The sequence below is a fragment of the Sphingomonas sp. PP-CE-1A-559 genome, assembly GCF_004340965.1.
Classification (GTDB): domain Bacteria; phylum Pseudomonadota; class Alphaproteobacteria; order Sphingomonadales; family Sphingomonadaceae; genus Sphingomonas.
The window spans coordinates 18,492-31,294 of sequence record NZ_SLYA01000001.1 but is presented as its reverse complement, the minus strand read 5'-3'; the positions used below and the strand labels follow the sequence as shown (position 1 = coordinate 31,294).

The 12,803-nt window shown below is 66.0% G+C and carries 11 protein-coding genes; 4 read left to right on the top strand and 7 right to left on the bottom strand.

The genetic code is table 11. The features are described 5' to 3' along the window. Positions 1 to 141: 141 nt before the first annotated feature. Together C8J42_RS00120 and C8J42_RS00115 are read left to right on the top strand one after the other, a co-directional pair. The gene (locus tag C8J42_RS00120) at positions 142 to 1,590 is read left to right on the top strand and encodes a DcaP family trimeric outer membrane transporter (RefSeq protein WP_243643960.1); all 1,449 of its coding nucleotides are present in this window, start codon (positions 142 to 144) and stop codon (positions 1,588 to 1,590) included. Between the two features lie 32 nt (positions 1,591 to 1,622). Continuing rightward, positions 1,623 to 3,290, top strand: a complete 1,668-nt coding sequence (locus C8J42_RS00115) for an MFS transporter (protein WP_133018478.1) — start codon at positions 1,623 to 1,625, stop codon at positions 3,288 to 3,290. A 126-nt stretch (positions 3,291 to 3,416) separates the two neighbouring features. On the opposite strand, the gene C8J42_RS00110 is transcribed toward C8J42_RS00115, so the two are convergent. The 3 genes from C8J42_RS00110 to C8J42_RS00100 all read right to left on the bottom strand — a co-directional run bounded on the left by C8J42_RS00110 (position 3,417) and on the right by C8J42_RS00100 (position 4,749). After that, positions 3,417 to 4,058, bottom strand: coding sequence for a general stress protein (locus tag C8J42_RS00110; protein ID WP_133018477.1), 642 nt, complete (start codon positions 4,056 to 4,058; stop codon positions 3,417 to 3,419). Between the two features lie 23 nt (positions 4,059 to 4,081). Beyond that, entirely contained in the window at positions 4,082 to 4,393 is a 312-nt protein-coding gene (locus C8J42_RS00105; protein ID WP_056484947.1) for a hypothetical protein, read from the bottom strand. A gap of 86 nt (positions 4,394 to 4,479) precedes the next feature. Next, positions 4,480 to 4,749, bottom strand: a complete 270-nt coding sequence (locus C8J42_RS00100; protein WP_133018476.1) for a GlsB/YeaQ/YmgE family stress response membrane protein — start codon at positions 4,747 to 4,749, stop codon at positions 4,480 to 4,482. Positions 4,750 to 4,934: 185 nt separating this feature from the next. Between C8J42_RS00100 and C8J42_RS00095 the strand changes: the two genes are divergently transcribed. Beyond that, complete coding sequence (locus tag C8J42_RS00095; protein WP_133018475.1) at positions 4,935 to 6,410, top strand: helix-turn-helix transcriptional regulator; 1,476 nt, start codon at positions 4,935 to 4,937, stop codon at positions 6,408 to 6,410. Positions 6,411 to 6,416: 6 nt separating this feature from the next. Here C8J42_RS00095 and C8J42_RS00090 read toward each other — a convergent pair whose 3' ends face one another. From C8J42_RS00090 to C8J42_RS00075, 4 genes are all read right to left on the bottom strand, one after another. Then, positions 6,417 to 7,613 carry a multidrug effflux MFS transporter gene (locus C8J42_RS00090; protein ID WP_107952523.1) on the bottom strand — a complete coding sequence of 399 codons (1,197 nt, stop codon included), beginning with the start codon at positions 7,611 to 7,613 and terminating at the stop codon, positions 6,417 to 6,419. Between the two features lie 151 nt (positions 7,614 to 7,764). Then, positions 7,765 to 8,508: a class I SAM-dependent methyltransferase gene (locus C8J42_RS00085; protein ID WP_133018474.1), complete on the bottom strand. Its 744-nt coding sequence runs from the start codon at positions 8,506 to 8,508 to the stop codon at positions 7,765 to 7,767. A gap of 65 nt (positions 8,509 to 8,573) precedes the next feature. Continuing rightward, positions 8,574 to 8,846, bottom strand: a complete 273-nt coding sequence (locus C8J42_RS00080; RefSeq protein WP_133018473.1) for a DUF1488 family protein — start codon at positions 8,844 to 8,846, stop codon at positions 8,574 to 8,576. Positions 8,847 to 8,922: 76 nt separating this feature from the next. Continuing rightward, positions 8,923 to 12,129 (bottom strand): autotransporter outer membrane beta-barrel domain-containing protein, encoded by a 3,207-nt coding sequence (locus C8J42_RS00075; protein WP_133018472.1) that lies wholly within the window; start codon positions 12,127 to 12,129, stop codon positions 8,923 to 8,925. A 136-nt stretch (positions 12,130 to 12,265) separates the two neighbouring features. Between C8J42_RS00075 and C8J42_RS00070 the strand changes: the two genes are divergently transcribed. After that, a complete protein-coding gene (locus tag C8J42_RS00070) occupies positions 12,266 to 12,757 on the top strand; it encodes a hypothetical protein (protein ID WP_133018471.1) in 492 nt (163 codons plus the stop codon). Positions 12,758 to 12,803 lie beyond the last annotated feature (46 nt).

Here is a 12,803-nt window from a genome sequence, read left to right as displayed (position 1 = left end):
TGCCGCGCTGTACGCGGTCGTGTTCGGGCGATCATCCCGCACCAAAGTAAGGGGTGGACGGAGGGACGCAATGCGCCATGATGACCGTACTAATTCCACGCGTAAGACCAGTGGAAAAGTGCGGAGACGGGGATGACATTCATGGCGTTCAAGACACGGCTGGCCCTGACGGCGCTGCTCGCGGGCACCGCGCTGGTACCGGTCACGGCGCAGGCGCAGACGGCGCGCGAGGTCGAGCTCGAGACTCGGCTGAAGGCACTGGAAGCGGCGGTGCAGGACCTGCGCGGCGAGCTGAACGCGGCGCGGGCTACGGCTGCGGCCGCGCCACGACCTGCCGCTCCGGCGACGTCGACCGCCGCACCGACCGCGGTCGCGTCCGCGCCGAACGACCTGCATCCGACGGCCCCTGTCGGGCCGACTGCGCCGACCGCGCTTGCCGAAGCGAAAGCACCCGCCGCAGCGTCGACCGACGGGTTCAAGGTTGCGGGGACGACGGTCAAGCTGAACGGCTTCATCAAGACCTGGGCGTCGGTCAGTCGCTACAGCGGCGGCAACATCGCCCCCGAGTCGGTCGGTCGCGACTTCTATTTTCCGAGCATGATTCCGGTCGGCGGTCGCAACGAGGGCAACAGCCTGGAATCGCATGCCAAGCAGACGCGGATCGTGCTGGCGACGGATACGCCGATTGCGGGGCACAGCCTGAAGGGTCTGCTGGAAGTCGATTTCCAGGTCGTACCGGGGACGCAGGGTAACCAGCGCGTCGTCAGCGGCTATAACCCCGGCCTGCGTCGCGCGTTCTTCACTTACGACAATTGGCTGTTCGGTCAGGAATGGACGACCTTCCAGTATATCGGCGCACTGCCCGAGACGACCGACTTCATCGGACCGTCGGAAGGTACCGTGTTCGTCCGGCAGGCGCAGGTGCGGTACACGCGCAAGTTGAGCGATACGCTGACGCTGTCGGTCGCGGCCGAGAACCCGGAGACGGCGTCGACCGGCCTGACCTCTGCCGCGGTCGTCGAGAATGCGGACGATCGCCTGCCCGACGTCGCGGCTCGGTTGAACTACAAGACCGCGTTCGGCGAGTTCTCGCTGGCGGGGCTGGCGCGAAAACTGACGATCGACACCGGCGCGTTGAACGAGAGTGCGACGGGCTGGGGCGTGTCGTTTGCGGGTAAGGTGCCGCTCGACGTGTCGGGCCGTTCCGATATCCGCTTCATGGTGACGCATGGCGACGGGATCGGCCGGTATGTCGGCCTGAACCTTGCGCCCGATGCCGTCTTCGCGGCGGTGCCGGGTGCGGAGTTGCGGACGCCCAGCCTCACCGCTGGCTTCGCGGCGCTCAAGCTCGGCTGGACCGACAAGCTGCGCTCGACCTTCATCGGCAGCGTCCAGTCGATCGACTACCCGACCGGCGGCGAACCGATCGGCGCCAGCGCGTCGGCGTGGAGCACGTCGGCCAACCTGTTCTTCTCGCCGATCAAGGCCATCGATCTGGGTGTCGAGTTCCGCCACGCGGAACGGCGGCTGGTCGACGGCCAGGTCGGCAAGCTCGACCGCGGCGAACTCGCCGCACGCTACTCGTTCTAAAACATAATCGCTCCACCTGAGAGGACACTGCCATGGCGACTACAACAGGGGATGCTTCGCCCCTCGGGCACGTGAAGCAGAGCCAGCCGCTCATCATCATCGCGTCGTCGCTCGGCGCCGTGTTCGAATGGTATGATTTCTACCTCTACGGGCTGCTGGCGACGATCATCACCGCGCAGTTCTTCTCGGGCGTCAACGAGACCACCGGGTTCATCTTCGCGCTCGCGGCGTTCGCGGCCGGGTTCGCAGTGCGGCCGTTCGGGGCGCTGGTGTTCGGGCGGATCGGCGATGTCGTCGGGCGCAAGAACACCTTCCTCGTGACGATGGCGATCATGGGGCTTTCGACGTTCCTGGTCGGACTGCTGCCAAGCTACGCATCGGTCGGCGTCGCCGCACCGATCGCGCTGGTCGTGTTGCGCCTGCTGCAGGGCTTGGCACTCGGCGGCGAATATGGTGGCGCTGCGACCTATGTCGCGGAGCATGCGCCCGACAAGAAGAGGGGTTTGTTCACCAGCTTCATCCAGACGACCGCGTCGCTCGGGCTGTTCGCGGCGCTGCTGATCGTCATCGGCGTGCGGACGCTGGTGGGCGAAGAGGCGTTTGCGGCTTGGGGCTGGCGGATTCCGTTCATCGTCTCGATCGCGTTGCTGGCGGTGTCGCTCTGGATCCGCATGCAGCTCGAAGAGAGCCCGGTGTTCCAGAAGATGAAGGACGAGGGCAAGACCTCGAAGGCGCCGCTGACCGAAGCGTTCGGACAGTGGAGCAATTTGAAGGTCGTGCTGATCGCATTGTTCGGTGCGGTCGTCGGCCAGGGCGTCATCTTCTATACCAGCCAGTTCTACGCTTTGTTTTTCCTTGAGAAAAACCTGCGCGTCGACGGACCGACCACCAACATCCTTATCGCGATCGCGCTGTTGATCGCGACGCCGGCGTTCATCTTCTTCGGCTGGCTATCGGACAAGATCGGGCGGAAATACATCATCCTGACCGGCTGTGCGCTTGCCGCGCTGACGTACATGCCGCTGTTCCATGCCCTGTCCAAGGCTGCCAACCCGGCGCTTTATGCGGCACAGGCCAATTCGCCGGTGAGCGTCGTCGCCAATCCCGACGAATGCTCGGTGCAGTTCGATCCGGTCGGCAAGAACAAGTTCGACAGCAGCTCGTGCGACATCGCCAAGGCGTATCTGGCGAAGGCGGGTATCTCGTATGCCAACGTCGTTGCGCCAGCCGGCACCGTCGCTCAGATCCATATCGGCGGCGCGACCATCCCGGTCGTCAACCCGGCGGTCGTTACCGGTCCTGAAAAGGCGGCGGCGATCAAGGCGTTCGGTGCCGAGGTGAAGACCGCACTGACCGCGGTGGGCTATCCTGAAAAGGCGGACCCGGCACAGATCAACAAGCCGATGGTCATCGCGATCCTCGTCCTGCTCGTGCTGTACGTGACGATGGTCTACGGGCCGATCGCGGCGCTGCTGGTCGAGCTGTTCCCGACGCGGATCCGCTACACTTCCATGTCGTTGCCTTATCATATCGGCAATGGCTGGTTCGGCGGGTTCCTGCCGACCGCGGCGTTCGCGATGGTCGCGGCGACGGGGGATATTTACTACGGCCTCTGGTATCCGATCGTCGCCTGCGCGGTGACGGTGCTGGTCGGTCTGGTGTTCCTGCCCGAGACGTTCCGTCGATCGTTGCACGGCTAAGGTTTTGGCCTGAAGTTGAACGACGAAGGGGTCGGTTTGGATGAACCCAAACCGACCCCTTCGCTATTTCGACGCTCTCACACCCGCCGCCCGATACGCTGGCGGCAAGGATCGTGACGGCGTCGTTCAGTAGGTCGACGCGTTCGTCGACGATACCGAACCATAGCGGCCACGCTCGGCAACGACTTCATCGCGCGTGTATGCGGGCGCTGCCTCATCGAAGCGCGTCCAGCCGTCCTGGCGATAGGCCGCACCACGAGTGGTCGCATCGACCGAACGATGACGATCGAGAACCGCTTCGGCCTCGGTCGCGACGCTGTCGTCGACGCGTGCGCTGAGCAACGTGCCGCCGCGACGGACGCCTTCCGAATAGACATGCGCTTCGTCATCGGTGTGACCCGCGTCCTTCAGTGCGCCGACGATCGTGCCGGTGGCGGCGCCGCCAGCCGCACCGATACCGGCACCGACGACGGTCGATGCGAGCCAACCAGCCGCGACGATCGGCCCCAAGCCGGGAATCGCGAGCAGGCCAAGACCGGCAAGCAGGCCACCGACGCCGCCCACCGCCGCACCGGTCGAGACACCGCGGCTGACATCGCCACGATCGTTGACGTCGTCCAGCGACGTGTCGTGATCGCCATGCGCGCCATCGGCGTTGTTCGCGACGATGCTGATCGAGTCGTGCGGCACGCCGAGACGCTCGAGATCGTTCAGCGCCGACTTCGCATCCGAATAGTCGTCGAACAGGCGGGTAAGGGTCTTGGTCATCGTTTCTCTCCTGGAAAAATGGATCAGCGTGCGGTCACGTTGCCCTTGTAGTCGAGCCCGACATTGACCTTCTTGCCGGCCTTGGTCGCGCTTCCGCGCCAGACGCCGTCCTTGTCCTTCGCCAGCCGCGAGACCGACTGGTAGCCGGCCTTGGTCAGGCGACCGCGAGCCTGATCCTCGGAGAAGGAATTGGCGCCCTTGGCCGGTGCCGCGACATGGGCGGCATCGTTGTTCTTGACGGCGGGGTTGTGCGCGCCGGCATGCGTTGCGGTCTGCGCGACGGCGCTGGAGGCCAGCAGCATTGCGCCGCATGCCATGAATGCTCGAACGGTCATGATACTCTCCTGAGTTTCTGGTTTTGGAAACGGGGACGTTCGCGGGGTGGGAGGCGGCATGTGAGCCACGCCGCCTCCCGGTCGGATCAGCGAACCGTACCGCGACGAAACATGTTGACGATCGCGAGCAGGATCACCGCGCCGACCAGCGAGATCAGGATCGACTGGATGTTGAGCGCGCCGTCCATAATCGATGCGCCACCGATCAGCGGCGTAATCAGGAAGCCCGCCAGCAACGCGCCGACGATGCCGACTACAATGTTGAGGAGGATGCCCTGCTGCGCATCGGTGCGCATGATCATGCTGGCGACCCAACCGATGAGCCCGCCGACGACGAGAAGAATGATGAGGTTCATGATGAGGCTCCTGGACGATGATGATACTGGTGGATGGTACAGGAGGCTCAACAGTCGGGATCGCCGATCCGTTCAGTTTCGGCGCCGCGCCAGGATTTCCCGATTGGTGCTCACATACCGGTCGCATTGGTATAAATGTAGCGCAGGGCACGGAACCGGAGCCCCCTTTTGGTCGCTGGACAGGCATGACCAAGACCAACGGCAAGCCGCTTCACGCCCCGACGCTCCATCACCTGGAACAGCTCATGACCGGGTTGCTCGAAGGGGTGATCCTGATGGATCCGACCGGCATGATCCTCAGCGCGAACCCGGCGGCGTTGAAGATGCACGGCGTCAAGGCGTTGGCCGACCTGGGCGAGACCGCGGATGATTACGCGGCGCGCTTCCGATTGCGGTACCGTGACGGTCGCAAGCTGCCGCGCCGCGAATATCCGTTGATGCGGTTGCTCGCCGGCGAAAGCTTTCCCGACCTGATCGTCGAGGTCTCGTCACCGGATGCGGACGAGCCGCGCTGGGTGCATCAGGTCCGCGACATCGTCATGGACGAGGATGGCGGCGATCCCGATTGCCTGGGAATGGTCATCAACGACGTCTCCGAACGGTTCGACGCGGAAGACCGGTTCCAGGCGATGTTTCATGCGAACCCCGCCCCTGCCCTCATCATGCGGGTCGCCGACCAGCGCTATGTCCTGGTGAACCAGGGGTTCCTCGATCTCTCCGGCTACGACCGCGACCAGATCGTCGGCAAGACGCTGTTCGATCTCGACTTCCTCGCCGAGGTCGAGCGCAAGCCGTTCGTCAAGGAACGCGTGGCGGCCGGCAAGACCGTGCCACAACTGGAGGCGGAACTGCCGCTTGCTGGGGGCGACAAGACGCTGGTCATCCTCGCCGGCCAGCCGATCGAACTCGCCAACGAGGACTGCCTTCTCTTCACCTTCGCCGACCTCGAGCCCCGACGGCGCGCGCAACTGGCGTTGCAGGCGAGCGAACGGCACTTCGCATCGGTGTTCGAGATGGCCCCCGTCGCGATGGTCATTACCAAGGGCGACGAGAACCGCATCGTGCAGGTGAACGCGGCGTTCAAGAGCCTCACCGGCTACACCGATCACGCGGTCGTCGACCGGATCGCCGACGATCTCCAGCTATGGAACGACGCCGCACAGCGGGTGGAGCTGGAAACCGAGATCCGCGAGCGGAACGGCATTCGGGGCCACGATGTCCGCCTGCTGCACAAGAACGGCGAAACGCTGGACTGCCTCGTCTCCGCCGAACGGATCAGCGTCGACGGCACCCCCTGCGTCCTGTGGCTGTACCAGGACATCACGGCGCGCCGCCGCGGTGAACTCGAACTCGTCGAGGCGATCGACGCGGTGATGAAGGACGCCAACTGGCTGAGCCGGTCGATCATGGACAAGCTGGCGACGCTGCGAAATCCACGCGCCGGCTCGGGTGCCACGCCCCCCAGTACCGAACTCAGCAAGCGCGAGCGCGAGGTGCTCGAACTGATCTGCCAGGATCTCGACGATGCGGCGATCGCCACCCGGCTCGACCTGTCGCGCAACACGGTGCGCAACCATGTCGCGCGGCTTTATGCGAAGATCGGTGTCAACCGACGCAGCGCCGCGATCGTGTGGGCGCACGAACGCGGCGTGGGGGCGTAACGCGTATCAGGCCTTGTGATGCGCGTGGAACAGCTTGCCGCCTTCGACCACATACACCACCGCCAGCACGCCGAGCCCGATCGCAAGATAGCCGATCGCGAGCGGATAGGTCGTGCCGTTGTACGACTGGCCGATCAGCGAGCCGACGATCACCGCGCCGACGCTGGTGATGAACCCTTGGATCGACGACGCAGTGCCGGCGATATGCCCGACCGGCTCCATCGCCATCGCGCCGAAATTGGAGCCGCACAGGCCAATGCACGTCATGCTCAGCGCCTGGAACAGCATGTAGGTCCAGAGCGATTCCGATCCTGCCGCGATCACGCCGATGTGGACCACCGAGAGCGCGATCAGCCCCAGCACCGCGGCCTGCGATATGAGGCGCGTGCCGAGACGCTCGACCAGCCGACTGTTGGCGAACGACGCGCACCCCATCGAAAACGCGCAGACCGCGAACAGGATGGTGAACCGCTCGCCGGCATGGAACTCGTCGACGAAGATCTGCTGCGCGGACGAGACGAAGGCGATGATCCCACCGAACGTCATCGACGCGGCGACTGCATAGCCGGCCGAATAGCGGTTGGTCAGCGTCAGCGTGTACGCCTGGCGGAGCGATGCGAACGACAGCGGCGATCGGCGCTCGACCGGCAGCGATTCCCGCAACCGCGTCACCGACCAGGCAAGGACGAACGCCGCAAAGCCGGCCAGCGCGTAAAAGATGAACCGCCACGGACCGAACTGGAGCAACACCTGCCCCAGGCTGGGCGCCATGATCGGCACCAGGAAGAAGATCATCTGCGCGACTGACAACGTCCGCGCCATCTGGCGACCCGAATACCGATCCCGCACGATCGCGACCGCGAGCACGCGCGTAGATGCGGACATCAGCCCCTGCAGAACGCGCGCGCCGAGCAGCGCGGCAAAGGTCTGCGATCCGGCGGCGAAAATACTCGCTGCGACAAAGCCCGTGAGCGTGACGAGCAGGATGATCCGGCGGCCGTAGCGATCGGCGAGCGGCCCGTAGACGAGCTGCCCCGCGCCGAAGCCGAGCATGTACGCGGTGATGATCCACTGGCGATGGTTCGCGGTGGCGATGCCAAGCTGGTGGCCAATATCGGCGAGCGCGGGCAGCATCAGGTCGACGCCGAGCGCGTTGACCGCCATCAACGCGGCGATGAAGGCGACGAACTCGCCTGGACGCATCGATGGGGCAGCAATTTTGTCGTTCATGAAAGCCGCTTAGGACTGTCGCCGCTCGAACGCCATGCCCGAGCGCTGGACTCGGACGCCGTGACGCAAAGGCGATGGCGACTGATCGACGAACGCTAATGCCGCCGATCAGTCGCCGATGCGCTTACGGCTTCTTGAACTTGTAGACGAACTGGTCGGTCGTGCCGCGGATCGCGGGGTCGAATACGGGCTTGGTGTGGTCGTCGGCCGGATTGCGCAGCGCGGTGGACTCGCCAACGAACTTGAACCCTGCCGCCTGGACCTGTGCCTTTACTACCGCCGGGTCGATCCGGTGCCGCGTCTCGGTCCCGCCCAGGCCGCTGCCGGGGGCATCCGCATGATCGATCACGACGTAGATGCCGCCGCGCTTGAGCATGTTGAACACCGCCTTGTCGAACGCCTTCAACGCGCCCTCGCCGCCGCCGTTATTGGCGATGTCGTGGTAGTTCTGCACGGTCCAGAACAGGTCGACCGGTTTGGGCGAGGTCGGCAGGTTGGTGGTCTGGACGACGGCGGTGACGTTGGCGAGGTTGCGCGCCTGAAGTGCCGGCAACGTCTTCTCGGCGTATTTCGCGCCGGCAGCGGGCCAGACCGCGTAGACATGGCCCTTGGGTCCGACGACGCCGGTGAAGATGCGGGTCCAATAGCCGGCACCCGGCAGGTAATCGACGACGACATTGCCCGGCCGCACGCCGGAGAAGGCGAGCACGTCGGCGGCCTTGCGGCGGGCATCGTCGCCTTGCTGGTCGGCGCGCGCCGGATCGGCAAGCGCGCTGGTGACCGCGGGGCTGACCTTCTGCGCTTGCGCCGCCGGCGCGCCCACCGCGATCGTCATCGCCACTGCAACGCTCGTCCAGATCGTTTTCATCATCCGTCTCCCACCGTCCGGACGACAATGCCGGCTCGGTGGGGAGGATCGGCCGGAAGCCGGCGCTAGTCCAGATCGTTTTCGCTGATGACGACGATCTCCTGGTCGGGATCGCGCGCCAGTGCGACGACGCCGAGTTCGGCGATCTCTTCGGCATGCTGCTTGAAGACCGTCACGGCGTCGCCTTCGGGCGATACCGTGCTGAGCGCTTCGAGCACGTCGTACTGGACCGCGAACTGATAGCGTTCCTCGCTCACTTCGGCTTCGAACTCGACCTGGCGCAGGTCGCTATTGTCCTCGAGGGTCTTCACGTCGATGTTCAAACGGTCTTCGGCCATGTCTTCACTCCTGCTATGCGCCGACAACAGTCCGGGGGCGGAATCGAGCCATTCCACCCCCGAAAAGTGCGGTTGCCTAAAGCCCGATCTGGAGGTTGGCGCGCAACGACAGCGCGACGCGGCCCTGTTGCTGCTCGGCGTTGAACTCGCCGCCCATCCGGAAGATGCCGTTGCCGCCGACGCCGCGCAGCTTGCCGACCCAGCCGCTGGTGCGCTTGTCGGGGGTCAGCGTGAACGACTGGCCGCCTTCGAACGATGCGGTGGTTGCGCCCAGACCGCCGCCGACGATCTGGCGACGGCCGCCTTCGGCTTCGACGCGGAACCAGCCATTCTCGAACTTGGGTCCACCGAAGTTCAGCCCGAGTGCGCCGCTGCCGGTAACCGCCAGTTCGTCGCTGGTCCGCGACCGCACGACGAGGTCGATCGCCTTGCCGCCGCCGGTCTCGCTGTAGCCGTCCTCCTTGAGCTTGTAGTAATCGATCGCAAGGACCGGGCGGAAGGTGAGCATGCCGGTGCCGGCCTCGTACGACAGGCCGCCGGACGCCGCGTACAGCGTGCCGTCCCAGTTGCCCTTAGCGGTCCGGGCAACGGCCTCGGCGCCGATCGCGCCGGCGAACTGACGGACACCGTCGAACTTCACCTTGGCTCCCGACGCGCGGGCATTGGCCTGGAGGCCGCCCCAATGCCCGCGCCAGTATCCGGCCAGCTCATACTGGTCCGAATTCACCTCGTTGTCCGTGCCGTCGTCGGCATCCTGGCCGTGGAGATAGGCGAGCGAGGTCCCGAAGTTGCCGACGCCCGTCTTGTATTCCGCGCCCGCCGAGACGCCCCAGCCGCTGATGTCGTAGCCCGCGGTATCGGCGACGCTCTTCGACGTGCCCCAGGCGACCTGCGTCACCCAATAGCCCCATTTGCCTTCGTCCTTGAACGGGCCGTGCGGGTCGGCAAGCAGGCGAGCGGTGGCGCGCGAGCCCATCGTCACGGTTTCGAACGTGCCGCCGGCATGGTCGGGCAGCATCTGGCGGACCGAACCCCGGAACGCGTCGGCTTCGGTGATGTTCAGGAACGCACCGCCGACCTTCGCGTCGTTGCCGAGCGCCTTGTAGATCGCGTCATAGGCCGACGCCTGCGAGCGATTGAGCCCCAGTTCGGTCGATGATTTGCGGGCGATGTCGACGGCCAGGTCGTTGCCCGTGCCGGTCGCGATGCTGCCCTTGTAGAGGAATGGAAGCAACGTCGTGGTCGCGGTCAGGTTCGCGGCGCCCGTCAGCGTGCCTGCGCGCAGGACGGTGTAGCGTCCTTCCGCATCGACGACGCTGGTGAGCTTCAGGGCTAGCTTCGAGTCCTTGTCGAACGATGCCGTGCCGGCGACCTGAATCATCGTGCTGGTGCCGCCCGCCTTGTCGAGCGTCACCGCGAGGATACCGCCGCCGCCGACCGACAGCGACGCGATCGACGCAGCCTTGGTGATGTCGAGCGTGCCGCCGTTGACCGCGACCGCGAGGCCGCCCGAATTGGCGAGCGTGCCGGAGAAGCGCGACGTGCCGCCGAGCGTCAGCGTGTCGGTACCGCCACCGAAGTCCGCCGCGCCGCTGAACACCGAAGTCCCTGCGAGGGTGAGCGCGTCGTTGCCAGCGCCGAACACTGCGCCGCCTGAGAAATTGGCATCGCCGGACAGCGCGAGGCGGTTGTTGCCGCTGCCGAAGCGCGCGGTGCCGGCAACCGTGCCGTCCGCGACGTCGAACAGATCGTTGCCGCTGCCGAAGCGCACGTCGCCGACGATCGCTGGTGCCGCGATGCCGGTGGCGACTGCGGTCTGCCGAACGATCGTACCGGCGGCGTTCGCCGATAGATCGATCGCGACGTTGCGCTCCGAGGTGGCGAGTGCTCCCGATGCGCCGATCCCGCCGCTGTTCTCGACCAGCGTGACGGTGCCCGAGCGATCGAGGATGGCGATCGCGGTGCCATCGGCGGCCTGCGCGGTCGCCTTGATCGTGCCGCTGTTGCGGATCGTGGCGACGGATGCGCCGGTGTCGACCAGGACCGCCGTCGAGCGCGATGCGGTCGTGCCGCCGCCTGCCGCGGCGATCGTGCCGGCGTTGCGGATCTCGGGAGTCGACGTACCCGTACCAAGCTTCAACGCGGTCGCACTCGCGCCGTTTGCGGTTGCCGCTACGGTGCCGTTGATGCCGATCCCGCCTGCGATCGTCACCGCGCCGCCAAGGCCGCCGATCGCCAGGCCGTTGCCCTCGACGCCGCCATAGACACCGCTGCCCGCAATGCCGCCGTCGACGATCAGGCCGAACCCGGTTCCGGTCCCCGCGACCGCGCCGATCGCGATCGCGCGCGTGGCCGATCCGATCTGCACTGCCGGCGCGGCGCCGAACGAGGTGATCGCTGCCGAGCCTTCGGTGGCGTCGGGAAGACCGTCCTTGTCCTCGTCGGTGTCGGTCGTGCTCGCGTCCTTTGGCGGGATCGCGAAGATGATTCCGCCTGACACGTTACCCGCGACGACCAGTGCGGATCCGCCCTGCAACAGATCGTCGGCGTCGAGCTTGGTCGTATCGGCCGGCGCCGTCGCATAGCGATAGCCGGTCGAGCCGAGCGCGCCCTGCACCACCAGCGCACCTGCGATGTCGCCATCGACGCGCGCGGCGACCGCGCCCTGCCCGATCGCCGCGATCGTGCCCGCGAGCCGGACGTTGCCGGTGACGTCGGCGATCCGCACGCCGGTCGATCCGTTGCCGGTGACCGAGGTCTGGCCGTCATGCGTGAAGGCGCCGGTCAGCGGTCCGCCCAGCCAGATGCCGGCGGAGTTGTTGCCCTTCACGGTGATCGCGCCGCTGTTGACGATCGCGCCGGTGTACGCGCCCGCGGTGCGGATGCCGGTGCGTCCGGTGCCCGCCGCGAACGGGCCATCGAGGTCGCCGTCCTTGTCGGTGTCGGTCGCGACATAGCTTTCGTCGATGATGATCTTGCCGGTCGCCGCGTTGGTGATCCCGCCGCCGGTGCCGGCGTTGGCGAGGATGCCGGTCGATCCGTCGGCGTTGGTGACCTGGATCGTGCCTTCGTTCGTGACCGAGTTGACGCTGTCGACGGTGACCGCAGTGCCGGTAGTCGGCGTCACCGAGCCGGCGGCGGCGATGCGGATATTGTCGGGGGCGCCGGCCTTGATCGTCGAGGTCCGCACCGTGTCGGTCCGCTTGGTGTCGATCACGGTCTGCGCCTGGGCGCCCGTCGTTACCGCGAACAGGCAGGTGGTGGTCAGCAAGAGACGACGCATACGGAACCCTTTTCGATGTGTTTTCGAGAAGAGGACGGAGACGTGGCTCGCGAACCTTGAAGCGCGCTCCATTATCGTGCGGCACAATGGCCGAGGCGGCGCGTTGTGCGGCGGACATCTTCAGGGAAATGCCAGCATGATCACCACCATCGCCGAACTCGACCGCATCCGCGACGACAGCAAGCGCCTCGTCACGACGCGCTCGATGATGTCGGCGGGCGCGGCGGTCGTGCCGATCCCCGGCGCGGACATCGTCGCGGACATCGGCCTACTCACCAAGCTGCTGCCCGAGATCAGCAAGCGCTTCGGGCTCGATCACGAGCAGGTGCAGAAGCTCGAGCCGCAGCTTGCACAGCAGGCGCTGGTGATGGCGTCGAGTCTCGGCAACACCATGATCGGCCGGATGGTGACGAAGCGCATCGTCGTCGCCTTGCTCCGCCGCGTCGGCGCGCGCATCGCGGTGGGATCGATGGCGAAGTTCGTGCCTTTCGCGGGTTCGGCGGTGGCGGCGACGATCAGCTTCGGCGCGATGAAGCTGGTCGGTAATTCGCACGTGGAGGATTGCTACAAGACGGCGCTGGCGTTGCTGCCGGCGGATCAGCGAGCACTGGTGAACGCAAAGGGGTGAGTTGATCAGGCGCTTCTGGGCTCCCCTCCCTGGAAGGGAGGGGCTG